The organism is Neptunicoccus cionae (assembly GCF_014643735.1).
Classification (GTDB): domain Bacteria; phylum Pseudomonadota; class Alphaproteobacteria; order Rhodobacterales; family Rhodobacteraceae; genus Amylibacter; species Amylibacter cionae.
The window spans coordinates 23,361-45,969 of the sequence record NZ_BMKA01000005.1 but is presented as its reverse complement, the minus strand read 5'-3'; the positions used below and the strand labels follow the sequence as shown (position 1 = coordinate 45,969).

At 57.1% G+C, this 22,609-nt stretch carries 20 protein-coding genes; 12 read left to right on the top strand and 8 right to left on the bottom strand.

Annotation, left to right across the window (positions count from 1 at the left end; all coding sequences use genetic code 11):
- Nucleotides 1–3 precede the first annotated feature (3 nt).
- From IEX10_RS15810 to IEX10_RS15800, 3 genes are read left to right on the top strand one after another with little or no spacing between them, the layout of a single operon-like run.
- Nucleotides 4–1,032: a phosphotransferase family protein gene (locus IEX10_RS15810; RefSeq protein ID WP_188677506.1), complete on the top strand. Its 1,029-nt coding sequence runs from the start codon at nt 4–6 to the stop codon at nt 1,030–1,032.
- 4 nt (nt 1,033–1,036) lie between these two features.
- Nucleotides 1,037–1,834: an IclR family transcriptional regulator gene (locus IEX10_RS15805; protein ID WP_188677503.1), complete on the top strand. Its 798-nt coding sequence runs from the start codon at nt 1,037–1,039 to the stop codon at nt 1,832–1,834.
- Nucleotides 1,831–2,235 carry a PaaI family thioesterase gene (locus IEX10_RS15800; RefSeq protein WP_188677501.1) on the top strand — a complete coding sequence of 135 codons (405 nt, stop codon included), beginning with the start codon at nt 1,831–1,833 and terminating at the stop codon, nt 2,233–2,235. The genes IEX10_RS15805 and IEX10_RS15800 overlap by 4 nt, the downstream gene beginning before the upstream one ends.
- On the opposite strand, the gene IEX10_RS15795 is transcribed toward IEX10_RS15800, so the two are convergent.
- Entirely contained in the window at nt 2,232–3,737 is a 1,506-nt protein-coding gene (locus tag IEX10_RS15795) for a class I adenylate-forming enzyme family protein (RefSeq protein WP_188677499.1), read from the bottom strand. The two genes, IEX10_RS15800 and IEX10_RS15795, sit on opposite strands and share 4 nt — an antisense overlap.
- Before the next feature lie 228 nt (nt 3,738–3,965).
- Here IEX10_RS15795 and IEX10_RS15790 point away from each other — a divergent pair, with 228 nt between their 5' ends.
- The 5 genes from IEX10_RS15790 (at nt 3,966) to IEX10_RS15770 (ending at nt 9,009) form a co-directional block, all read left to right on the top strand.
- Complete coding sequence (locus IEX10_RS15790) at nt 3,966–5,210, top strand: branched-chain amino acid ABC transporter substrate-binding protein (protein WP_188677497.1); 1,245 nt, start codon at nt 3,966–3,968, stop codon at nt 5,208–5,210.
- A gap of 83 nt (nt 5,211–5,293) precedes the next feature.
- Nucleotides 5,294–6,250, top strand: a complete 957-nt coding sequence (locus IEX10_RS15785) for a branched-chain amino acid ABC transporter permease (RefSeq protein ID WP_188677496.1) — start codon at nt 5,294–5,296, stop codon at nt 6,248–6,250.
- Nucleotides 6,247–7,551: a branched-chain amino acid ABC transporter permease gene (locus tag IEX10_RS15780; RefSeq protein ID WP_188677495.1), complete on the top strand. Its 1,305-nt coding sequence runs from the start codon at nt 6,247–6,249 to the stop codon at nt 7,549–7,551. The genes IEX10_RS15785 and IEX10_RS15780 overlap by 4 nt, the downstream gene beginning before the upstream one ends.
- Nucleotides 7,548–8,306 (top strand): ABC transporter ATP-binding protein, encoded by a 759-nt coding sequence (locus IEX10_RS15775; protein WP_188677494.1) that lies wholly within the window; start codon nt 7,548–7,550, stop codon nt 8,304–8,306. The genes IEX10_RS15780 and IEX10_RS15775 overlap by 4 nt, the downstream gene beginning before the upstream one ends.
- A 1-nt stretch (nt 8,307) precedes the next feature.
- Nucleotides 8,308–9,009 carry an ABC transporter ATP-binding protein gene (locus tag IEX10_RS15770; RefSeq protein WP_188677492.1) on the top strand — a complete coding sequence of 234 codons (702 nt, stop codon included), beginning with the start codon at nt 8,308–8,310 and terminating at the stop codon, nt 9,007–9,009.
- Nucleotides 9,010–9,071: 62 nt separating this feature from the next.
- Here IEX10_RS15770 and IEX10_RS15765 read toward each other — a convergent pair whose 3' ends face one another.
- Nucleotides 9,072–9,674, bottom strand: coding sequence for a 2-hydroxychromene-2-carboxylate isomerase (locus IEX10_RS15765; protein WP_188677490.1), 603 nt, complete (start codon nt 9,672–9,674; stop codon nt 9,072–9,074).
- A 200-nt stretch (nt 9,675–9,874) separates the two neighbouring features.
- On the opposite strand from IEX10_RS15765, the gene IEX10_RS15760 reads away from it, so the two are divergent.
- From IEX10_RS15760 to IEX10_RS15745, 4 genes are all read left to right on the top strand, one after another.
- On the top strand, nt 9,875–11,503 hold the full coding sequence (locus IEX10_RS15760; protein ID WP_188677488.1) for a long-chain fatty acid--CoA ligase: 1,629 nt from the start codon (nt 9,875–9,877) through the stop codon (nt 11,501–11,503).
- A gap of 214 nt (nt 11,504–11,717) precedes the next feature.
- Entirely contained in the window at nt 11,718–12,959 is a 1,242-nt protein-coding gene (locus tag IEX10_RS15755) for a serine hydrolase domain-containing protein (RefSeq protein ID WP_229678591.1), read from the top strand.
- Entirely contained in the window at nt 12,956–14,926 is a 1,971-nt protein-coding gene (locus IEX10_RS15750) for an acetoacetate--CoA ligase (protein WP_188677486.1), read from the top strand. The genes IEX10_RS15755 and IEX10_RS15750 overlap by 4 nt, the downstream gene beginning before the upstream one ends.
- A complete protein-coding gene (locus IEX10_RS15745) occupies nt 14,923–15,795 on the top strand; it encodes an acyl-CoA thioesterase (RefSeq protein ID WP_188677482.1) in 873 nt (290 codons plus the stop codon). Before IEX10_RS15750 ends, IEX10_RS15745 begins: the two co-directional genes overlap by 4 nt.
- Nucleotides 15,796–15,879: 84 nt before the next feature.
- Here the strand turns inward: IEX10_RS15745 and IEX10_RS15740 are convergent, their stop codons facing one another.
- The 6 genes from IEX10_RS15740 to IEX10_RS15715 are packed head-to-tail and all read right to left on the bottom strand — an operon-like array spanning nt 15,880 to nt 22,532.
- Nucleotides 15,880–16,650 (bottom strand): SDR family oxidoreductase, encoded by a 771-nt coding sequence (locus tag IEX10_RS15740; RefSeq protein ID WP_188677479.1) that lies wholly within the window; start codon nt 16,648–16,650, stop codon nt 15,880–15,882.
- A 9-nt stretch (nt 16,651–16,659) separates the two neighbouring features.
- Nucleotides 16,660–17,433, bottom strand: a complete 774-nt coding sequence (locus tag IEX10_RS15735) for an SDR family NAD(P)-dependent oxidoreductase (protein WP_188677475.1) — start codon at nt 17,431–17,433, stop codon at nt 16,660–16,662.
- A gap of 3 nt (nt 17,434–17,436) precedes the next feature.
- The gene (locus tag IEX10_RS15730) at nt 17,437–18,738 is read right to left on the bottom strand and encodes an acyl-CoA dehydrogenase family protein (RefSeq protein ID WP_229678590.1); all 1,302 of its coding nucleotides are present in this window, start codon (nt 18,736–18,738) and stop codon (nt 17,437–17,439) included.
- Nucleotides 18,739–18,758: 20 nt separating this feature from the next.
- Nucleotides 18,759–19,535, bottom strand: coding sequence for an enoyl-CoA hydratase-related protein (locus IEX10_RS15725; RefSeq protein WP_188677473.1), 777 nt, complete (start codon nt 19,533–19,535; stop codon nt 18,759–18,761).
- Nucleotide 19,536: 1 nt separating this feature from the next.
- Nucleotides 19,537–20,835, bottom strand: a complete 1,299-nt coding sequence (locus tag IEX10_RS15720; RefSeq protein ID WP_188677470.1) for a 3-hydroxyacyl-CoA dehydrogenase — start codon at nt 20,833–20,835, stop codon at nt 19,537–19,539.
- A 5-nt stretch (nt 20,836–20,840) separates the two neighbouring features.
- Nucleotides 20,841–22,532: a class I adenylate-forming enzyme family protein gene (locus IEX10_RS15715; RefSeq protein ID WP_188677467.1), complete on the bottom strand. Its 1,692-nt coding sequence runs from the start codon at nt 22,530–22,532 to the stop codon at nt 20,841–20,843.
- Nucleotides 22,533–22,609 lie beyond the last annotated feature (77 nt).

The window sequence follows — 22,609 nt, the reverse complement described above, 5'->3', positions numbered from 1 at the left end:
GCCATGAGCGATACACAAACACTGGATACCGCCGTTGTTGCGGAGTATCTTTCGGATAAGATTGACGGTTTTGAAGGCCCGCTAGAGGTAGAGAAATTTCAGGTCGGCCAGTCCAACCCGACCTTCCTTCTAAAGACCCCGACCCGCAATTTTGTGCTGCGCCGCAAACCACCGGGGGTTCTGCTGAAATCGGCCCATGCGGTAGACCGCGAATTTCGCGTGCAATCGGCCCTTGCTGACACGGATGTGCCGGTCGCCAAGATGCACCACCTGTGCGAAGATGACAGCGTTATCGGGTCGATGTTTTACGTGATGGACCATGTGGACGGGCGCAATCATACGCTGCCGACCATGCCGGATCTCGACAATACCATGCGGGCCGGAGTTATCGACGATATGAACCGCGTGCTGGCAGCCCTGCACGACGTGGATGTTGACGCGGTAGGCCTGTCGGATTTTGGCCCTCCCGGTAACTACTATGAACGTCAGGTGGGCCGCTGGTCCAAGCAGTACCGTGCCTCTGAAACGGAAACTGTCGCAGATATGGACCGGCTGATGGAGTTGCTGGTTGCGCAAATGCCCGCAGACGATGGCCAGCGCACATTGGTTCACGGGGATTACCGTATCGACAACATGATGTTCCAGAAAGACGGCCCGCTGTGTCTGGCGGTTCTGGATTGGGAACTGTCCACCATCGGGCATCCATTCGCGGATCTGGCGGCGGTGATCATGCAGTGGCAGATGCCAGCAACACAGGAAGGACGCGGACTCGCCGGTGTGGACCGCGCCGCTCTTGGCCTGCCAACAGACGCCGAGTTCATCGCCCGTTACTGCGAACGGCGCGGCATTGGTCCGATTGACAATTTCGGCTTTTATCTGGCATTCAACTTTTTCCGTATGGCGGCGATCATTCAGGGCGTCCTGAAACGTGCGCTTGACGGGAATGCGTCCAATCCGGAACGGGGTAAACAGATGGGGCAATATGTGCCGGTCTTTGCCAATGCCGGTCTGAAGGCGCTGGAGCAGGGGTAAAACAATGGCCGAGATTCACGTTATTCCGGACCTCGACGAGGATAAGGACCGCAATTTCATCACCGCGCTGGCGCGTGGGCTGGATGTGCTGCGCTGTTTCCGGCCAAATGAATCCGTCCTGACCAATACGGACATTGCCAAACGCACGGGATTGCCCAAACCCACGGTGTCCCGACTGATCTATACGCTGTGCCGCCTTGATTACCTGTCTTTGGACGAAAAATCGGGGGGATATCGCCTTGGGGCAGGGGTTCTGTCGCTTGGTTTCGGGGTGCTGTCGGGGATGGAAATTGCCGAGCGTGCCAAGGAAGAGATGCTGCGCCTGCGGGACGGGCCTAACAGCTATATCACCTGTGCATTGGCTGAACGTCACCTGACCGATGCGATCTATATCGCGGTGGAACGCTCCTGTGAGGACGTGTCCCTGCGACTGTCCATCGGATCACGCCTGCCGCTGTTCTTTTCGGCCATCGGGCGTGCGATCCTTGTCGGTCTGGACGAGCCCGGGTTGGAAGCGGCCTTTGCCTGCGGTGCCGAGTTTTTGCCCGATCTGGTTGAACAACAAAAAACCAGCTATGCGGAGGCGAAACGGCAATACGAAAAGGTCGGTTTCTGTTCCGGTTTTGGCGATTGGCGCCCTGATGTAAACGGCGTTGCGGTTCCGGTGCGCGGCCTTGACGGTCGTGTGTTCGGGTTGAACGTGGGCGGGCCGTCTTTCCACGTCAAACCGGATGAACTAGAGACGGTCTACGGACCATTGCTGGTCAAATCAGCAGAGCTTTTGGGGATGAACCCGCGATGAATGACGTGACCGGTTCGTTTGAAGAACCTTATGAATATCAAAAGCTTCTGGGCTACAACGTAACCGCTTGGGCCGAAGGTAAGGCCACGCTAGAGATGCCGCTAGAAGCCAAGCACGGCAACCGCTACGGGCTGCCCCACGGCGGGGTTCATGCCAGTCTGCTGGATACGGCGATGGGGTTTGCGGGTAGCTACACAGGGGATCCGAACGCGCCGCAACTGGTGATGACCCTGTCCATGACGGTGCAATATCTTTCGCGCCCCAAAGGCAAGCTGCTGATCGCCAAAGGCTGGCGCACGGGCGGTGGGCGCAAGACCTATTTCGCTGATGCTGAACTGTGCGATGAAACCGGTGAACTGATCGCCAAAGCCACCGGCACCTTCCGCTATCGCAGCCGCTAGGGCGCTGCGCTTTCGGTGTCCTTCTGTGAAATTCTGTCTGCGAAGTGATCCAGCAGTTTGTGCTTGAATATCTTGCCAGTGGCCGCCGCCGGATAGGTGTCGACAATGAAGATATGGCTCGGTATTTTGTAGCCCACCAGCCGGTCCCGCAGCCACAGTTTTAACGCCTCTTCCTGCAATGCATCCGTGCCTTTCACGAAGGCAAGAATCTCCTCGTCGCCCGGCACCATACGCCCGACCACCGCCACCTGAAACACATCGGGGTGTTTGGACAGCATCGCCTCGATCTCGGGCGGATGGACGTTAAAGCCGGAGCGGATGATCAGCTCCTTCAGACGCCCCACGATATGCAGCCCGCCGCCATCATCGAACCGCCCCAGATCGCCGGTGCGAAAAAATCCGTCGTCTGTCATTGCCTCGGCCGTGCGTTCGGGAGCGCGGTAGTATCCCTTCATAACATTCTCGCCCCGCACCTGAATTTCCCCGATGCCGTGCTCGTTTTTGTCCCACAGACGCACTTCGATCCACTCATAAGGCGCACCGACCCCCACATCATCGCGTGGGTTGTCGTTATGGGTCGCCGCAATAGAAGGGGACGTTTCCGTCATGCCGTAACCGTTGTTCAGCGGGATGCCAAAGACCTTTTCCGCCCGCGCTTTCAACCCCGGATCAAGGGGCGCACCGCCGGTCATCATACTGATCAGGGCAGGAGCGTTCAGGTTTTCGCCAGCTTCATGCAGGTGCTGCATGATCGCGGCCATCATCTGGGGCACGGCAGGAAAGCGCGTGGCCCCACCCCGCAGCAGGGACAGCACGGCGCGCGTATCAAACCGTGCAAACAGATGCAGCGTTGCACCTGCGATCATGGCAGGCAGAAAAACCGAGGCCAGCGCGTAGATGTGGGTGCCGGGCAATACGCCGACAACGCGGTCATCAGGGGTTAGTCCGTGGAAACGGGCAGAGTTCTTGGCGCTAAATAGCAGGTTCTTATGGGTCAGCATCACGCCTTTCGGCGCACTGGTGGTTCCGGTGGTGTACAAAAGCACCGCCACTTGGTCGCTGCCTGCGGAAACCGGCTCCGTTTCGGTTTCTTTAACTTTTGTCGCATAGATCGGCCCACAGGCCAGCGCACCGATTTTTTGGGCCTCCAGCCGCTTTGCATGGGCGCGGGCCGGTTCTGATGCGCTGTGGGTAAAGATCACACAGCGCGGGGTGGCGTGGGCCTCTATCGCGGCAATTTCTTCGGCGGATTGTCTGGCGTTCACCAACACCAACCATGCGTTCAAACGGCTGGCAGCAAAGACCATCGCGGCGTAAAGGACTGAATTTTCAGCGACCAGCACCACGCGGTCCCCGCCACGCACCCCGTGGTTTTGCAAAATCTGCGCCAGAGCGGCGGATTCCATTTGCAATTCACCGTAGGTAAACGCCGTGCCGTCAAAATCCACAAGTGCCCGTGCGCTGGCGGGTTTCCCCTCCAGAACCTGATGTAGCCGATCCATTGCATTCCTCCCAGATGCCGCGCTTCCACGCGCTTGGGGGAGTGAAACAGAATTCCGCTCTGCGAAAAAGTATTAAATGCAATGACGTTGAGGTTAAGCCGCCACCGCAATGTGACCCAACGTTACGAGCAGGCGAAATGCTTGACTTATCATCAAAGTGTGTAAGTCTTTCACCTATATCAACCGCGCCTTGTGCGCAGGGTGATAGTCATTCTGGGAGGAATAATAATGATCAAGAAAACCAAATTTGGTGTGGCCACTGCATTGGCCGTCAGCTTGGGTGCGTCTGTTGCTTTCGCGGATACCGTGAAAATTGCATTCGTCGATCCGCTGTCGGGCCCGTTCTCGCCAACAGGGACAAACGGCTATGCCGAATTTCAATATGCTGCTGAAAAACTGGTAAACGACCAGGGCGGTGTTCTGGAAGGCGACATGTTTGAGATTGTCGGCTTTGACAACAAGATGAGCCCGAAAGAATCTCTTATTCAGGTGCAGGTCGCGATTGACCAAGGCATCCGTTACATCGCGCAAGGCAACTCTTCTGGTATCGCCCACGCGATCACTGATGCAGTGAACAAGCACAACCGCCGCAATCCTGATGATCGGGTGCTGTTTTTGAACTATGCTGCGGTTGATCCGGCACTGACAAATGATGCCTGTAACTTCTGGCACTTCCGCTTTGATGCCAATGCGGACATCAAAATGGACGCGCTGACAGATGTTATGGCCAAAGACGAGGACCTGAAGAAGGTTTACGTGATCGGTCAGGACTATTCTTTCGGTAAATCCGTGGCTGCGGCTGCCGTGCGCAACCTTGGTGAAAAGCGTGCTGACGTAGAGATCGTCGGCAACGAATTGCACCCGATTGGCAAGGTGAAGGACTTCACACCCTACGCTCGTAAAATTGTCTCCTCCGGCGCTGACGCCGTGATCACAGGCAACTGGGGCGCGGATATGGTTGGTCTGGGTAAGGCGATCATCGACGCCGGATTTGACGGCCCGATTTACACTTACTACGCAGCATCTAATGGCATCACCCGCACCTTTGGCGAACAGGGTACAGGCCACATTTATCTGGTCAGCGAAGGCGCTGTGAACCCGCCAGCATCTGATCGGACTGCGGCCTATGTTGAAGGGTTTGAAGCCAAATATCCTGATCATGACATCACCCAGCCGCGTATCGCTAACACCATTGAAATGCTGGCAAAAGCGATCAACGAAGCGGGCACTGCGACGGATGTTGTGAAAGTGGCCCAAGCCCTTGAAGGCATGGAGCATGACAGCATCTGGGGTGGTAAACTGTTCATGCGTCCGGACGATCACCAGATCATCCAGAACGTCGATATTCAGGAACATACCAGCGAAGGTCTGCAGTTCTACATGGACGCGTCCGAGTGGGGTATGAAACTGGTAAGCGAAGTCGAGATGGCTGGCATGGACAGCCCGACGACCTGCAAAATGAAGCGCCCGTAAAGGCTGTGCTTTGCGGCCCGCTTCGGTTTCTCGAAGCGGGCCTTTTTTGTCTAAAATTCAAAAATCGTTAGGGTTGGGACACGATGGAACTTGTTCTCGTTATCCTGATTGACGGTCTCGTGTATGGATTGCTGCTGTTTATGCTGTCCAGCGGGTTGACGTTGATCTTTTCTATGATGGGCGTGCTGAACTTCGCCCATGCCAGTTTTTACATGCTGGGCGCTTACTTCGCTTATCAAATCAGCCGATATATGGGCTTCTGGCCGGGGCTGATCCTTGCGCCGATTATCGTCGGGCTGGCGGGTGCCGCGATTGAACGGTTCGGTCTGCGCAAGGTGCATCAGTATGGACACGTTCCAGAGCTGATCTTCACATTTGGTCTGGCGCTGTTGATCGAAGAGATCGTCCAGTTCTTCTGGGGCAAGAACCAGGTTCCCTATGACGCCCCTGAGGTTCTGCAATTCGCGTTGTTCTCCATCGGAACAAACGAAATTCAGGCCTATAAGGTCTTTATGATCGCCATTTCGGTGCTGATCTTCCTGTGCTTGCTTTACGTGCTAACCAAAACGCGGGTCGGTATGATTATTCAGGCCGCCCTAAGCTATCCGCGCACGGTTGAGGCGCTTGGCCACAACGTACCGTTCATCTTCATGGGTGTGTTTGGCGTTGGTACGGCGCTGGCCGGTCTTGCCGGTGTGATCGCGGGTCCGCAGCTTGGGACTTTCCCGGGGATGGCGTTTCTGCTTGGCTCTATCGTGTTTGTGACAATCGTGATCGGCGGTCTCGGCTCGCTTTGGGGGGCGCTGGTTGCGTCCTTGTTGATCGGTTGGATGACCACATTCGCGGCGTCCTATAACATCGCGATGGCAGATATCCTGATGGCTGTCGGCTTTGAAATGCCCGAGGATATGTCAGAGCACGCCTTGCGCGATATCTGGTCGCTGACCCTGCCGCAAATCGGGCCGATCCTGCCTTATCTGCTGATGGTGGTGATCCTTGTCTTCCGCCCTTACGGCCTGTTCGGAAAGCGTGACGCATGACAGATACAACTTCCATTATGACCAAGAAACGCTCCTACGGCGGGCTGAGCACAGGGACGGTTGCGCCTTGGGTGATCTGCACCGCAATCCTGCTGGTGTTGCCTTATGTGTTCCAGTCTAACTCGGCGCTGACCATTATGAACCAGATGGCGATCACGATCGTCTTTGCGCTGGCCTATAATATGCTGCTGGGGCAGGGGGGCATGTTGTCCTTTGGCCATGCAGTTTATATGGGTATGGGCGGTTTCATGTGTATGCACGTGATGAACTGGGTGGAATACCAGAACATCCCGCTGCCCCTGCCACTGCTGCCTGTTGTCGGCGGATTGTTCGGCATGGGGATGGCCACGATCATCGGGTCGTTTTCCACACGCACGGCTGGCACGGTGTTCGCCATGATCTCTCTGGGGATCGGTGAACTGATCGCGGCGAGTTCTGTTATCGTCGTTGCCTTCTTTGGCGGCGAGGAAGGCGTGAGCGGCGACCGGACCTATGGTCTGCCAGTATTCGGCTATGAATTCCTGACCAAGATCGAGGTGTACTACCTGACCGCCGGTTGGCTCGTCCTGTCGGCCTTGCTGATGTACCTGTTTTCCAGAACCCCTGTCGGGCGGATGGCGAATGCGGTGCGTGACAATCCCGAACGGGCGCAATTTCTTGGCTATTCAGCCCGTTGGGTGCGGTTCTATTCCTTCTGCGCCTCCGGTTTCTTTGCCGGTGTTGCAGGTGGTTTGTTCGCGATCAACTTTGAAATCCTGACCGAGGAAAACCTTAACCTTGTGACCTCCGGTTCGATCCTGCTAATCACCTTTCTGGGGGGCGTCGGTTTCTTCTTTGGTCCAATCATCGGCGCAATCGTGTTTACCCTGCTGCAATCGGTTCTCTCACTTCAAACCGAACTCTGGCAGCTATATGTGGGGGCCTTGTTCGTGCTGACAGTGATGTATTTCCCCGGTGGTTTGGCGGGTGTCATCATGATGCACGTTGCACCTTACAAGCTTGGCAAATTGGGCACTCTGGTTGTTCCCTACTTCAAAACGGTTCTGCCAGCGGCCATCGGCATCCTTGGACTGGCGAGCTTTTGTGAGATCATGTTCCACTTCAAACATGCTGCTGTCGGAGAGAATGACATGAGCCTGTTTGGCATCGAATTTTCGACCCACAGCCCGTTGCCGTGGATCGTGATTGTCGGTGTAACGCTGGTGTGCTTCTGGATTGCCAAGCGCAATTCTGCGGAATTGCGCGAGACTTGGGGCAACGCAAATGTGTTGTCCTCACCCAAAGAAGGAGGCGCGCAATGACGGCTGCACTTGAACTTGAAGGCTTGCGCAAGTCCTTTGGCAAGACCGAGATCATCCGCGGGGTGGATCTGTCCATCGGCAAGGGCGAACGCCATGCCATCATCGGGCCGAACGGGGCGGGAAAATCCACCCTGTTCAACCTGATCACCGGACGGTTTCCCCAAACCTCGGGGCATGTGCGGTTGCACGGGCATGATCTGGCGGGCAAGGCTCCGTTTGAAATCAACCGGATGGGACTGTCGCGCAGTTTCCAGATCACCAACATCTTTCCAAAGATGACGGTGTTTGAAAACGTGCGTTGTTCGCTGCTGTGGTCGATGGGCTATAAATACAGCTTTTGGAACATGGTCAGCAAATCTCGCGCGCTGAATGAAGGCGCAGAGGAAATCCTTGAACAGATCAACCTGACCAGCCGCCGCGACCTACCTGCCGGAGTGCTCAGCTACGCTGAACAACGCGCGCTTGAGATTGGCATCACCATTGCGGGTGGTGCGGATGTGATCATGCTGGACGAACCCACAGCAGGGATGTCCAACACGGAAACCGATTACATCGTGGGACTGATCGAGAAAGTCACCGAAGGCAAAACCCTGATCATGGTGGAACATGACATGGGCGTTGTGTTCGGCCTGTGTGACCGGATCAGCGTGCTGGTTTACGGAGAAATCGTGGCAACCGGCGAACCCGAAGCGGTGCGTGCGGATCAAGCGGTGCAGGAAGCCTATCTTGGCGCAGCACTGGAGGCGGAGCACTGATATGTTGGACGTAAGAGATCTACACGCCTACTACGGCAAATCCCACATCCTGCAAGGGGTGAACCTGAACGTTCAGGAAGGCGAGATTGTCGCCCTTCTGGGACGCAACGGGGTGGGGCGATCAACCACCTGCAAAGCCATCATGGGAGAGGTGGAACCCCACGGGTCCGTGACCTTCAAAGGTCAGGAAATCGCAGGGAAGAAAGCCTTTGAGATTGCCAATCTTGGCATCGGTTACGTGCCGGAAAACCGCGATATCTTTCCGGGGCTTACCACCCGCCAGAACCTGATCCTTGGCCTGAAGCCCGGCCAAAAGGATGAAGACGGGCGCTGGTCGATGGAAAACATGTTTGAGATGTTTTCAAACCTGCGGGAACGGGCCGATGTAGAGGCTTCGGTGATGTCAGGCGGGGAGCAGCAGATGCTGACCATGTGCCGCACGTTGATGGGCGATCCCGACTTTGTCATGATCGACGAACCGACCGAGGGCCTTTCCCCCCAGATGACACAACGGGTGGCCGAACTGCTGAACCAGATCGCCGCGCGCGGCGTGGCGACGCTGTTGGTGGAACAAAAGCTGTCTATCGCGATGGATATTGCTCATCGGGTTTACGTGATGGGCCACGGTCAGGTGGTGTTTGAAGGCACACCGGCGGAGCTGAAATCCCGCGATGACGTGCGTAAGGAATGGCTGGAGGTTTAACCCCCAAGCTGCCTTACCCGAAACACAAAGACCGGCGGATCACACTCCGCCGGTCTATGCATTCAGTCCTGTTTGGACAGCCAGTGTTCCATATCGGGCAGGCTGTCCTTGCCAAAGAAGGGCTCTTCCCCGACGAACATCATCGGCGCCCCGAAGGCACCTCGCTCCATCGCTTGGGAGGTGAGTTCAAACAGGCGATCCTTGACCGGCTGGCTTTGGGCGCCTTCCATAATCTGCGACGCGGGCAGCCCGTTCGCGTCTAGCGTTTTGGCGATTACTTCGGGATCATCCATCTTCAACCCGTCTTTCCAGACTGCATCAAACACCACGTCGATATAGCGGGGGCCGAAATCCTGTGACTGGGCATAAATCGCCCCGCGCATCACGGCGGTGGTCATCACCGGAAAATGCGGGTTGAACTGGAACGGAATATCGTAGCGTTCGATAAAACGGTGCATCTCGCGGCGTTCGTACTCCAGCTTGTTGGTCACGCCGCCAAAGGCCTGAATGGGGGGCGTGTTTTTCGTCAGCTTGAACAAGCCACCCAGCAGGATCGGAATGTAATTCGCCTTGGCCCCTGTACGGGCTTCGATCTGGTCCATAATCTTATGAACGAGATAGACATTCGGGCTGCCAAAATCATACAAAAAGTCGAAAGTTTTCATCGGGTTCCTCCACAGTTCTTTGCAATGGATACTGACAGAGACTGCATTCATGAACAAGCTGTTCGCTACCTGCCGTCCAACGGGTTCCCCGAGACAAAAACGGTCGCAACGTCATATGTTTTCCAACCGGTTCAGACCAAAAAAAATCGGACATTCCCGCCAGAATTTGTAAAGTGGCCCAAACTGAGGAGAGGACGACCATGCAAGGTTTGATGATGAACCGCCCCATGCGGGTTAATGATATTTTGACATTCGCGGCAGAGGTCCACGGCGACAGTGAGGTTGTCTCTGTCACCGTTGAGGGAGGCATCCACCGCACCACCTACCGTGCGATCGACGGGCGCACGCGCCAACTGGCCAAAGCGCTGTTGAAGCTGGGCGTGGCTGAAGGCGATCGTGTGGCAACGCTGGCGTGGAACGGTTATCGCCACTTCGAACTGTACTACGGTATCGCTGGCATCGGTGCAGTGTGTCACACCATCAACCCGCGCCTGTCCGCAGAGCAGATGATCTACATCGTCAATCACGCGGAAGACAAGGTGATCTTCGTGGACCTGACGTTCGTGCCGATCCTGAATGCGTTGCAAGAACACCTGCCCAAAGACCTGATCTATGTGGCAATGACCGACCGCGCCCATATGCCGGAAACCGACCTTCCGAACATCCTGTGCTATGAAGAACTGGTTGAAGCAGAAGACGCAGATTACGACTGGCCGGATTTCTCGGAAGATACCGCCTGTGCGCTGTGCTACACCTCCGGCACAACGGGCAATCCCAAGGGCGCGCTTTACACCCACCGCTCTACCGTGATGCACGCAATGATGGCGGGCGTTTCGCTGCAAACCAGTCTCAGCCCCGGCCAGCGCATCCTGCCGGTGGTGCCCCTGTTCCACGTCAACGCATGGGGTCTGCCCTACGCCGCACCACTGACCGGCGCGTCGCTGGTATTTCCGGGTGCCGCGCTCGACGGGCCAAGCATTTACAAACTGATGCAGGACGAAGAGGTCTTCTCTGCTTGGGGTGTTCCAACGGTATGGTTGGGCCTGCTGGCCGAGATCAAAGCGCAGGGCGGCAAGCCGTCTGCCTTTGGTGAAGTGATCATCGGTGGTTCTGCGGCACCGCGTTCCATGATTGAAGCCTTTGAAGGTATGGACGTGTCCGTCTGCCACGCATGGGGCATGACAGAGATGAGCCCGATCGGGACCGTTGGTCTGCTGAACAGAACGCAAGACAAGCTGCCGCAGGGCGAACGCATTGATCTCAAAGCGAAACAGGGCCGCCGTGTCTTTGGTGTGGATTTGAAAATCGTGGACGAGGACGGTAAGCGTCTGCCCCATGACGGCGAAGCACAAGGGGAGCTGTACGTGCGCGGCAACGCCATCGTTTCGGGCTATTTCAAGAACGAAGAAGCCAGCAAAACCGCGCTGGATGCGGACGGTTGGTTCGGGACCGGCGATGTGGCCAAGATTACCAGCGATGGTATGTTGACGATTACGGACCGCGCCAAGGATTTGATCAAATCGGGCGGTGAGTGGATCAGCTCTATCGACGTAGAAAACATGGCGATGTCCCACCCAGAAGTGGCCAATTGCGCCGTGATCGCGGTACCTCATCCGAAATGGGACGAACGCCCCTTGCTGGTGGTTGTGCCAACGCCGGAATCTTCCAAGGATGTGGCAAGCATCCAAAACCACCTGTCCGAGAACCTCGCCAAATGGCAGGTGCCGGACGAAGTGATTTTCGTGGAAGATCTGCCAATGACTGCCACGGGGAAGGTGTCCAAACTGACCCTGCGCCAGCGCTATGCGAATGGCACACTGGCAGGGTAATTCCGCAGCGCCATAATAAAAACGAACCGGGGCGCGTAACTGCTGCGCCCCGGCTTCAAATCCATGACGCTCCACGCCTGACACCGCGTGAAAGTTTGGGAAAACCTGCCGTCACGTCACGTCTTTCTCACCCTCCCATTATATAGCCATTGAACTGCATGTTCCGCCGTTGCAAACTTCGCAGAATTAAATGCAAAGTCTGGAAGGAATGCCCATGCAAACCGCGTCACCTCAGTCCGAAGGATTTGATCCCGACCGGATGTGCCGCATCGGCACATGGATGGACCGCTACGTTGCAGAGCGGAAATATGCGGGATCTTCCCTGCTGATCGCGCGGGGCGGTAAAGAGGTCTATTTCAACGCAGCCGGCGCGCGGGATGTGGAAGCAAACCTACCTTTTGAGCGGGACACACTGGCACGGATTTATTCCATGACAAAACCGGTGACATCCGTGGCGATCATGATGTTGGCCGAGCAAGGGCTGTTTCATCTGGACGCGCCCCTGTCCGACTTTATTCCGGCCTTTGCGGATTGCACGGCTTTGGTGGACGGTGCCACTGGCCTTGATCAGGTGACACGCTGCCAGACGCCCACGCTGCACCATTTGCTGACCCATACCAGCGGGCTAAGCTATCCATTTAATCCGGGTGTTCTGCCTGCCGCGATGGAAGAGAAGGGGCTGATTTTCCGCGCTGATCAGGGGCCGCTGGAAAGCGTTGTAGATCAACTGGCCGAACTGCCTTTGGCCTTTCAGCCAGGAAGCCGCTGGGAATATTCCGTGTCCATTGATGTGCTTGGCCGCGTGGTAGAGATCGTCTCGGGGCAGAGCCTTGATCAGTTCTTTGCCGAACAGATATTTGCCCCGCTCGGTATGACGCAAACCGCATTCAGCGTGCCAACCGGTTCGGAATCCCGCTTTGCGTCGCTTTACACACCGCTTGCAGGGGATGCTATGGCGCTCAACGCGGCGCAAGAGGGCGGCAATCCGCTTCGCCTGATCGATCACACAGACACCAGCGCCTATCGCAGTGCCGAGACCTTTTCGGGCGGTGGCGGACTGGTAGGGACAATCGACGATTACATGAAGTTCTGCGAGATGATCCGTTGTAAGGGGTCTGGCAATGGAAACCGTCTGCTGTCCCCCAAAACCGTGGACTTCATGACCCGCAACCATCTGCCCGGTGACATCGCCTCTATGGGGCCAAGCAGTTTTGCTGAACAGCCAATGGAAGGCATGGGCTTTGGCCTTGGCGGCGCGGTGGTGCTTGATCCGGCCCGCGCCCGTGCGCAGGGCAGTGTGGGGGATTTCAGTTGGGGTGGCATGGCGTCCACCTTCTTCTGGGTTGATCCGGTGCTTGACCTGTCAGTGGTCTTTTTCACCCAACTTTCCCCCAGCAGTTCCTATCCGGCACGCCCGCAACTTAAATCTCTGGTGCATGGAGCGATTGTGCAATGAATACCCCTGTAAAAGAACGCCCCGTCCTGTGGACCCCGTCAAAAGAGCGGGCCGAAAACTCCCGTCTGGCAGAATATATGCGTTGGCTGGAGCAGAACCGTGGTCTGACATTTGCGGATTATCCGGCCCTGTGGGAGTGGAGCGTCACAGAGTTGGAGGATTTCTGGGAGACCATCTGGCAATTCTTCGATCTCCAATCCTCGGCCCCTTATACCAGCGTGCTGGACAGGCGTGTAATGCCGGGGGCGAAATGGTTTGAAGGCACGCGGCTGAATTTTGTTGAGCAAATCCTGCGTCATGTGCCTGACCGCAGCGATGATCTGGCGATTTCGGCACGGTCCGAGACTTTTGGCACAGAGCAGCTTACCTGGGCCGACTTGCACGCACAGGTGTCCAGTCTGGCCGCCCACCTTCAAGACATGGGCGTGGCAAAGGGAGACCGTGTCGTGGCGATCCTGCCCAACTCGCCTGCGTCTATTGTGGCGTTTCTGGCGACTGCCAGCCTCGGTGCGATCTGGTCGCTATGTTCGCCTGATATGGGAGATGTGGCAATTGTGGATCGCTTTGCCCAGATTAAACCCAAGGTGCTGATTGCGCAGGACGGTTATGTTCATGCGGGTAAGACCGTGGACCGTCAGGGCATTCTTGCCACTGTCGCCGAAAGCCTGCCTACGCTCGAACATCGCATCGTTTTGCCATTTGTCGGGGATTTGCCTGAAGGTGCACATAATTGGGCCGATCTGCTGGATCGAAAGGCCGATCTGGAAGCGGAACAAGTGCCCTTCGATCATCCGCTCTGGGTGGTGTATTCGTCAGGCACTACGGGCAATCCCAAGCCGATTGTCCACGGGCACGGCGGGGCGTTGATTGAAGGGGCGAAACAGTCGCTTCATCAGGACATGAAAGCAGGGGAGCGGTTTAGCTGGCTGACGTCTTCGGGCTGGATCATGTGGAATTCCCAGATGCTGTCCCTGTCGCAGGGGATGACATTGTCCATCTTTGACGGGGCAGTGAACTATCCCGATCTGAATGTTCTGTGGCAGTTCGTGGCCGAAGAAAAGCTGAACTATTTCGGTGCGGGGGCGGCCTATTTTGGCACTTGCGCCAAGGCGGGTGTGACCCCTGCAAAGGATTTCGACCTGTCCAACCTCCACGCGCTCGGCTCTACCGGATCGCCTTTGTCCGAAGATGCCTATGCGTGGATTTACAAGGAAGTGAAAGAAGATATCTGGCTTGCGCCGATTTCCGGTGGCACCGACCTGATGGGCGCTTTTGTCTGTGGCAATCCGATGGATGTGGTGCGCGCTGGTGAAATGCAGGCCCGCGCCCTTGGTAATGCGGTGCGTGCGTTTGACGGTGCCGGAAACGAGGTGATCGGAGAAGTGGGGGAGCTGGTCTGCACCGAGCCGCTGCCCTCTATGCCGCTGTATTTCTGGGGCGACGAGGATGGATCGCGCCTGCATGAAAGCTACTTTGATACTTATCCTGGTGTGTGGCGTCACGGGGACTGGATCGAGATCACGCCGGAGGGTGGTTCGGTGATCTACGGACGCTCTGATGCGACGATCAATCGGAAAGGTCTGCGGATGGGATCGTCCGAGATTTATCAGGCGGTCGAAGGACTGGACGAAGTGATGGACAGCCTTGTGGTGGATCTGGAGTTTCTGGGCCGCGAGAGCTTCATGCCCCTGTTCGTCGTCCTGCGTGATGGGCTGACCCTTGATGACGGGCTGAAGGCCAAGATCAATACAGCCATCAAAAACGGTGTCTCGGCCCGCTTTCAACCCAATGAAATCTTGCAGATTGCCGAGGTTCCACGCACAATTTCGGGGAAAAAGCTGGAAGTTCCTGTCAAAAAGCTGCTTTTAGGCGGAAATCCGGAAACTGTGGTGAATCGCGACAGCATGGCAAATCCGGACAGCTTTGACCGATTTATTGCCTATGCGGCAGAAAGAGAGACCGGATGACCGACATAGTGGCGGAGTTGCTGAACCTGCTGGAAATCGAACAGTTGGAAGTGGACTTGTTCCGCGGCATCGGTTCGGGCGGCGAAACCACGATGCGGATTTTCGGCGGTCAGGTAATCGCACAAGCGCTTGCGGCGGCTTATAAAACCGTGGACGGGCGGCTGTGCCACTCGCTCCACGCCTATTTCATCCGTCCGGGCGATCCGTCGATTCCGGTGATCTATTCTGTGGACCGTGCAAGGGACGGGGGCAGCTTTACAACGCGGCGGGTGATTGCGATCCAGCACGGCAAGCAAATCCTGAACATGTCCGCCTCTTTTCATGTGGAAGAAGAAGGCTTGCACCACCAGCATGAGATGCCAGCCGTGCCAGAGCCGGACACGCTGGAGTCCCGTGCCAACTGGCGTGAGAACAACAAAGACAAGCTCCCCGAGAAGTTCCGCAAGGAATTTCTGCGGGCCCGTCCCATCGAAATCCGTGAAGTGGCGCCGCAGGACTGGTTCAATCCCAAAGTGGTGGACGACAAAAACCACCTGTGGTTCCGTATGCCCGGCGCGCGGGATGCCAACCCGCAGATGCAACACTGCCTGATGGCCTATGCGTCTGATATGAACCTGCTGGGATCGAGCCTACGCCCGCACGGGCAGACTTGGTTCACAGGGCAGTTGATGACGGCGAGCCTTGATCACGCCATGTGGTTTCACACCCCGGTGAACTTCGCGGACTGGCATCTTTACACTATGGACAGCCCCTTCACAGGCGGCGGACGCGGCTTTAACCGTGGTACGATCTTTACCCATGACGGCAAATTGGTCGCCAGTGTCGCGCAGGAAGGTCTGATGCGGCAGGTCAAGAAAAAGCCGGAATAGTTCGGGCATGAAAAATCCGGGACAGTTGCCTGTCCCGGATAGCCTCCGGCGGGGATATTTCGCCCAAAAAGAGCTGTTTGCCGTTTAGATTGCGCCGCCGTAGATGCGGTTCAACTTGCGCATACCGCCAATCCATTTGTCATAATTGTCGGATTTGTTGCGCATATAGTCGAGCACTTCGGGGTGGGGCAGCACGAGGAAGGTTTCATCGTTGATGGTCTTCACACAGGCATCGGCCACGACTTCCGGTTCCAGCATCCCGTTGAGCGAGGCAACGCCGTCTTCATGGCCTGCTGTCATGGCCGAACGCACCGCCTGCGGGCAGAGAACCGAGACTTTGATGCCCTGATCGTTATAGGTCAGCGCCAACCATTCCGCGAGGCCGACAGCGGCGTGTTTGGTGACGCCGTAAGGGGCCGCGCCCACTTGGTTCAGCAGACCGGCTGCCGAGGCAGTGTTCAGCAGATAGCCGCCGCCCCGTTTGCTCATCAAGGGGACAAGGTGACGGGCGGCCCAGACGTGGGACATCACGTTGATATCCCAAATCTTTTGCCAGTCGTCATTTGATGCTTCAACACCGCCAGCCACGAGGATACCGGCGTTGGAGCAGAACAGATCAATCGGGCCCTGTTCGGCTTCGGTGGTGTCGATGAGGGCTTTGATTTCGTCCTCGTTGCCCACATTCACCTTAAAGGAAACGCCGCCGATTTCTTTGGCGGTGGCTTCTGCGCCATCCCCGTCAAGATCGGCACAGACCACGCATTTTGCGCCTTCTGCGGCAAAACGGATAGCCATAGCCTTGCCGATGCCGCCAGCGGCGCCGGTCACTACGATGATTTTATCTTTCAGTTCCATAGGCTTCCCTTAAGTCCACATGACCGAACCGCCATCGACGGTAAAGGCCTGACCTGTGATGTACTGGCTTGCTTTGGAGCCAAGGAAGACCGCGATACCGGCGAAATCTTCGGGTTCGCCAAAGCGACCCAGCGGGATTTCTTTGGTGGCCTTTTCCGCCGCCTTGGGGTTGTCCCACAGCTCGCGCGCGAATTCGGTGCGCACCACACCGGGGCAGAGCGCGTTGACGCGGATGCCCTTGGAGCCAAATTCAGCGGCAAGGTTGCGCACAAGGCCGATCACCGCCAGTTTTGACATGGCATAGGTGCCCAGCATCACCGAAGGCTTGAACGCGCCGATGGAGGAGGTGAAGACCATTGATCCACCACCGTTTTTCTCCATGTCCGGTGCGACCAGTTGCGCCAGCCACAGGTTGGATTGCACATTGACCTGCATGGTTTTTTCGTAGGCTTTGTCAGAAATCCCCGAGGTTGGGCCGTAGTAGGGGTTTACCCCAGCGTTGCCGAACAGGATGTCGATTGTGCCAGCCAGCTCGTGGGTCTTCTCCACCAGCGCTTCGAGCTGATCCTTGTGACCTGCGTTACAGGCCACGCCAAAGGCACGCTTTTCCCCGCATTCCTTGTTGATTTCGGCGGCGGCCTTATCCAGATCCTCCTGTGTGCGGGCCGAGATGACCACCTTGGCGCCGTGCAGCGCCATGGCTTTGGCCATCTCAAATCCCATGCCTTTGGACGCGCCGGTAAGCAGCGCGACCTTTCCTGTCATATCAAACAGTTGTGTCATGATTTATGGCCCTTCAAACTTGCGACCGGCAGCAATTACCGGTGTGCGGTCGTTGGAGTTTTTGAAGGTCTGCACTTCGGCCCGGGCGACAACGTGGTGGTGTACCTCATCCGGACCATCGGCAAAGCGCAGTGTGCGTTGACCGGCGTACATGTCAGACAGCGGGAACCACTGGGAAATACCGGCAGCGCCGTGAACCTGCATGGATTGGTCGATGATCTGACAGACTTTCTCTGGCACCATCGCTTTGACCGCAGACACCCAAATACGGGCTTCCTTGTTGCCCAGAACGTCCATCGCACGGGCGGCTTTCAGTACCATCAGGCGCATGGCTTCCAGTTCAATCCGCGCGCGGGAAATGGTTTCCATGTTTTTGCCCAGATCAATGATCTTCTTGCCAAAGGCTTCACGGCTGAGCGCGCGATCCAGCATCATTTCCAACGCCCGTTCGCCTTGCCCGATAGAGCGCATGCAGTGGTGGATACGGCCAGGGCCAAGCCGGACCTGACTGATTTCAAAGCCACGACCTTCGCCCAGAAGCATGTTTTCTTCGGGCACGCGCACGTTGTTAAAGCGAATGTGCATATGGCCGTGGGGCGCGTCATCGTGGCCGAAAACGTGCATCGGGCCGAGGATTTCTACACCGGGCGCATCGATTGGCACAAGGATCTGGCTTTGTTGTTTGAAAGGCTCTGCATCAGGCGATGTTTTCACCATTGTAATCATGATCTTACAGCGTGGATCACCGGCGCCGGAGATGTAGAATTTTTCGCCGTTGATCACCCACTCGCCGTTTTCCAGAACAGCAGACGTCGCAATGTTCTTCGCATCCGAGGAGGCCACATCCGGTTCCGTCATCGCGTAAGCAGAGCGGATTTCACCGGCGAGCAGGGGCTTGAGCCACTTCTCTTTTTGCTCTGGTGTGCCGATGCGTTCCAGCACTTCCATATTGCCGGTGTCCGGTGCGGAACAGTTCAGCGTCTCAGGTGCCAAAGGGTTCTTGCCCAGTTCCGCCGCGATATAGGCGTAATCAAGGTTGGACAGGCCTTCACCGGTTTCCGCGTTTGGCAGGAAGAAGTTCCAAAGCCCGCTTTCGCGTGCCTTTACCTTGGCGGTTTCCAGCAGTTCCAGCTGGCCCGGTGCATAGGACCAACGATCCGCGCGGCCTTCGCCCAGCTTGTAAAATTCCTCGGTGATCGGATCGACGTTGTCGCGAATATGCGCGATTACAGCGTCCAGTAGAGGCTGTGCCTTTTCCGACATGGCAAGCTGGTTCAACTCTGCGTTATGTGTTCCCAATGACATAGTTTTGTAGTCCTTTCCGCTTAGCGGTTTACCCAATTCGGTTTGCGTTTTTCCACGAAGGCGCTGACGCCTTCCTTGAAGTCTTCGGTTTTCATAAGGTCCTGAATGACCTCGCGGCTGTACGCGTTGCTTTCGGGCAGGCCCTCGGCAACATTCATGGCGTTCAGCACACGTTTGGTGGCTTTGACGGAGGACGGGGAAACCGAAGCGATTTCCTGCGCCTTCTCCATTGCAGCGTCAAGCAATTCGCCGTGGGGCACGACTGCATTCACACAGCCAAGTGCCAGCGCTTCGGCGGCGTCAATCTTGCGGCCTGTGAACATCAGTTCCTGTGCGGCCAGCCGCCCGATATAGCGGGATAGGCGTTGAACGCCGGATGCGGCGGCAAAGAAGCCGACCTTGACTTCGGGCAGGGCGAAAGTGGCCTGATCGGAGGCGATGATGATGTCACAGGACAGCGCGGTTTCAAAGCCGCCGCCCATTGCAAAACCGTTCACCGCTGCGATGATCGGTTTCTCCAAGTCAAAGCGCGACGACAGACCGGCAAAGCCGCTGGTGCTGGTCGGGCCTTTGCCGCCTTGGGCCGTATGCTTCAGGTCATTTCCGGCGGTGAAGGCTTTGTCACCGGCCCCTGTCAGCACTGCCACCCAGAGATCGGGATCGGCGGCGAAGTCGTCCCAGCATTGGGACATTTCGTCGTGCATCGGGCCGTGAACGGCGTTGTAAACCTCTGGCCGGTTCATTGTGACCAGCAGCACATTGCCGCGTTTTTCGGTGGTGATAAACTCGTAAGCCATATCAGGCGCCTCCTTTTGTTTTCAGACCGCCGGTGTTGATCTCGGTGAATTTGCCATCCTCTGCGGCCAGTTCGCGCAGTAGGGCGGCGGGTTCGCAGGACGGATCTTCCTTGGCGAGCTGTTCCATCTTGGCCAGAACCGCCTTTGCGCCAACCGTGTCACCATAGAACATCGGGCCGCCCTTATCGGCGGGCCAGCCGTAGCCGTTGATCCAGACCACATCTATATCGGAAGGCCGTTGCGCCTTGTTTTCCTCAAGGATTTTAACGGCTTCGTTGATCATCGGGTAGATGCAGGCCTCGATGATCTCACTTTCCGGCATGGTGATCGGTTCGGCCTTGGTGATGTCTTTGATGACCTTTGCGGTCACATCGGATGGTGTGGGATTGCGGTTCTCGTCGTAGTCGTAAAAACCGGCTTGGGTTTTCTGGCCGCGACGGTCCATTTCGCACAGGGCATCGCGGATCGGGTTGGCGGTTTTCGCGCCTTTGGACCAGCCAATATCAAGTCCGGCAAGGTCCGACATCTGGAACGGCCCCATGCGGAAGCCGAATGCGTTCAGGGCTGCATCAACGTCCCAAGGCAGAACGCCTTTGGCGACAAGCCGGTTGGCTTGGTCCTGACGGGCAAACAGGATGCGGTTGCCCACGAAACCGGGACAAACGCCGACCAGAGTTGCCACTTTGCCGATCTTTTTGGCCAGATCCATACAGGTCGCCACAACATCGTTGGCAGTGTGATCCGCACGCACGATCTCAAGCAGTTTCATTACATTGGCAGGGGAGAAGAAATGCAGACCGATCACATCTTCGGGGCGTTTGGTGCAGGCGGCGATTTCGTCGATGTCCAGCGCTGAAGTGTTGGTCGCCAGAATAGCGCCCTGTTTCATCACGCTGTCGAGTTTCGTGAAAATCTCGCGCTTGAGGTCCATGTTTTCAAACACGGCTTCAATCACCAGATCGCAATCGGCCAGATCGTCGATGGACAGGCAGCCCTCAAAGCGGGACATGCGTTCGTCCACTTCTTCCATCGGGAACCGGCCCCGCTTGGCAGAGCGTTCATAGTTGGCACGCACCACACCAAGACCGCGATCCAGCGCTTCCTGCTTGGTTTCCACGATTTTCACGTTCAGGCCGGCATTGACGAAATTCATCGAAATACCGCCGCCCATTGTTCCAGCGCCAATTACGCCGACCGTTTTGATCGGGCGCAGGGGGGTCAGATGCGGCAGGCCCGGCACTTCCCAAGCGAGGGTTCCGGCAGTTTCGAGGTAGTCGGCAACGTCTGTTTGCGTGTCCATAAGATCTACTCCTTTGATAAACAGGTGCTGCGCAGAGCGCGACGGTCGAGTTTGTCGGTCGCGCCGCGGGGCAGCGGGTTGGATTGGAACCAGTATCGGTCCGGTATCTTAAAATGGGCGATATGTTCGGAAAGGAAACCGTTCAGCTCCTCCGGCGTGACGGTTTGCCCCGCATGAAGTGCGATCCCCGCGCCGACGATTTCGCCCAGACGATCGTCTGGCACGGAAAAGGCGCAGGCCTCATGGACGGCGGGATGTTTGTGCAGCGCGCCTTCCACATCCAGACAGGCGATATTCTCGCCGCCACGGATGATGATGTCCTTCTTGCGGTCCACGATGGTGACATAGCCGTCTGCATCCAGCGTTGCCATATCCCCCGTGCGCAGCCAGCCGTCCTGAAAAACTTCGGCGGTGGCTTCGGGTTTGTTCAGATAGCAGCGCATGTTGGCAGGGCTTTTCACAGTCAGCTCCCCCACTTCGCCAAGCGGTACCGGCTGGCCGTCCTCGCCCAGAATGACAAGGTCCTGAACAGGGGGCAGCAAGCGGCCCGCAGAGCCGGGTTTCTCGGCGTAGTCGGGGCCGGTGATGCCCAGCCCGACAGCGTTGGTTTCCGTCATCCCCCAGCCAGACGCAACAGCGGCCTGCGGAAAGGTCTCGCCCAGTTGGGCAACTTGCGCGGCGGGGCGTTTTGCGCCGCCCGCACCCACATATTGCAGGCAGGGCAGGGTGGTGCCCATCCGTTTGGCCGCTGCCATCAGATCGGCAGATTGGGTCGGCACACCAAGGAAACGGGTGATGTTTTCCGCTTCGATCACCCGCACGGCGTCTTCAGCGTCCCATTTGTGCAGCAACACCAGTTTCGCGCCCATTGGCAGGGACAGCAGGAACATCGGGTGGGTTGCAGTGACATGGAACAATGGCGTAACGATCAAGATCGCCTGCGGACCGGGGGGCGGGGCTGGTGGCGCATCTGCGGGTGCCATCAGGGGCGGCAACACCAGAGACATCAGCCACGTAAACACCGCAGACATCGCGCCACGGTGGGTTTGCACCACGCCTTTAGGGCGCCCTGTCGTGCCAGAGGAATACATCACCGCCATATCATCGTCGGTGTGGATCTCGACCGAAGGCCAATCCGCTGTCCCAACCAAAGCCCGCAGGTCTTCATATCGTTGTGCATCGGCTGGGGCGTCCCGTAGGCTAACCATTTTCGGGGCTGCGTCGCCAAGTGCCGTGATCCGTTCGAACCGTGGCCCGTCAGCAAACACCAGAACCGCGCCGCTGTCTTTCAGGGCATAGTCCAGCTCGTCCGTGGTCCACCATGCGTTCATAAAGACCACCACCGCGCCAATGCTGGTGATCGCCATCATCAAGATAGGCAGTTCGGGATAGTTGCGCATCGCCAGTGCAACGCGGTCGCCTTTTTTGATGCCAAGTTCAGTCTGCAGCACCTGCGCCATCCGGCAAATATCGCTGCAAAACGCATCGTAGGTCCAGCGTTCGTCGCGGTAGACAAGGTATTCGTCCGCGCCAGTGCCATGTGCTGGACCACAGGCCTGTACCAGCGCGCGCAGATGGGGAGGGGCGTTCTTGAAAACGCGGTAATCCACGCCCCGAACGGTGGCGTGTTCGATCGCGAAACGCGGGTCGGTTGCGGTGATATGGGCGGCTGCCTGCTCCAGTGTCATTCCGCTCATGATAGTGACCTGTTGTCAGGCGCGTATCGGCCATCGGCGCGCGTCGCGTGTAAGTTCATGTTGATCCGTCCTCCCAA

Coding starts and splice junctions, on each gene's coding strand:
- IEX10_RS15750 (WP_188677486.1), top strand. CDS start 12,956: ATGAATACCCCTGTAAAAGAACGCCCCGTCCTGTGGACCCCGTCAAAA.
- IEX10_RS15780 (WP_188677495.1), top strand. CDS start 6,247: ATGACAGATACAACTTCCATTATGACCAAGAAACGCTCCTACGGCGGG.
- IEX10_RS15730 (WP_229678590.1), bottom strand. CDS start 18,738: ATGTCATTGGGAACACATAACGCAGAGTTGAACCAGCTTGCCATGTCG.
- IEX10_RS15765 (WP_188677490.1), bottom strand. CDS start 9,674: ATGAAAACTTTCGACTTTTTGTATGATTTTGGCAGCCCGAATGTCTAT.
- IEX10_RS15785 (WP_188677496.1), top strand. CDS start 5,294: ATGGAACTTGTTCTCGTTATCCTGATTGACGGTCTCGTGTATGGATTG.
- IEX10_RS15800 (WP_188677501.1), top strand. CDS start 1,831: ATGAATGACGTGACCGGTTCGTTTGAAGAACCTTATGAATATCAAAAG.
- IEX10_RS15725 (WP_188677473.1), bottom strand. CDS start 19,535: ATGGCTTACGAGTTTATCACCACCGAAAAACGCGGCAATGTGCTGCTG.
- IEX10_RS15770 (WP_188677492.1), top strand. CDS start 8,308: ATGTTGGACGTAAGAGATCTACACGCCTACTACGGCAAATCCCACATC.
- IEX10_RS15740 (WP_188677479.1), bottom strand. CDS start 16,650: ATGGAACTGAAAGATAAAATCATCGTAGTGACCGGCGCCGCTGGCGGC.
- IEX10_RS15735 (WP_188677475.1), bottom strand. CDS start 17,433: ATGACACAACTGTTTGATATGACAGGAAAGGTCGCGCTGCTTACCGGC.
- IEX10_RS15760 (WP_188677488.1), top strand. CDS start 9,875: ATGCAAGGTTTGATGATGAACCGCCCCATGCGGGTTAATGATATTTTG.
- IEX10_RS15790 (WP_188677497.1), top strand. CDS start 3,966: ATGATCAAGAAAACCAAATTTGGTGTGGCCACTGCATTGGCCGTCAGC.
- IEX10_RS15755 (WP_229678591.1), top strand. CDS start 11,718: ATGCAAACCGCGTCACCTCAGTCCGAAGGATTTGATCCCGACCGGATG.
- IEX10_RS15715 (WP_188677467.1), bottom strand. CDS start 22,532: ATGAGCGGAATGACACTGGAGCAGGCAGCCGCCCATATCACCGCAACC.
- IEX10_RS15775 (WP_188677494.1), top strand. CDS start 7,548: ATGACGGCTGCACTTGAACTTGAAGGCTTGCGCAAGTCCTTTGGCAAG.
- IEX10_RS15805 (WP_188677503.1), top strand. CDS start 1,037: ATGGCCGAGATTCACGTTATTCCGGACCTCGACGAGGATAAGGACCGC.
- IEX10_RS15745 (WP_188677482.1), top strand. CDS start 14,923: ATGACCGACATAGTGGCGGAGTTGCTGAACCTGCTGGAAATCGAACAG.
- IEX10_RS15720 (WP_188677470.1), bottom strand. CDS start 20,835: ATGGACACGCAAACAGACGTTGCCGACTACCTCGAAACTGCCGGAACC.
- IEX10_RS15810 (WP_188677506.1), top strand. CDS start 4: ATGAGCGATACACAAACACTGGATACCGCCGTTGTTGCGGAGTATCTT.
- IEX10_RS15795 (WP_188677499.1), bottom strand. CDS start 3,737: ATGGATCGGCTACATCAGGTTCTGGAGGGGAAACCCGCCAGCGCACGG.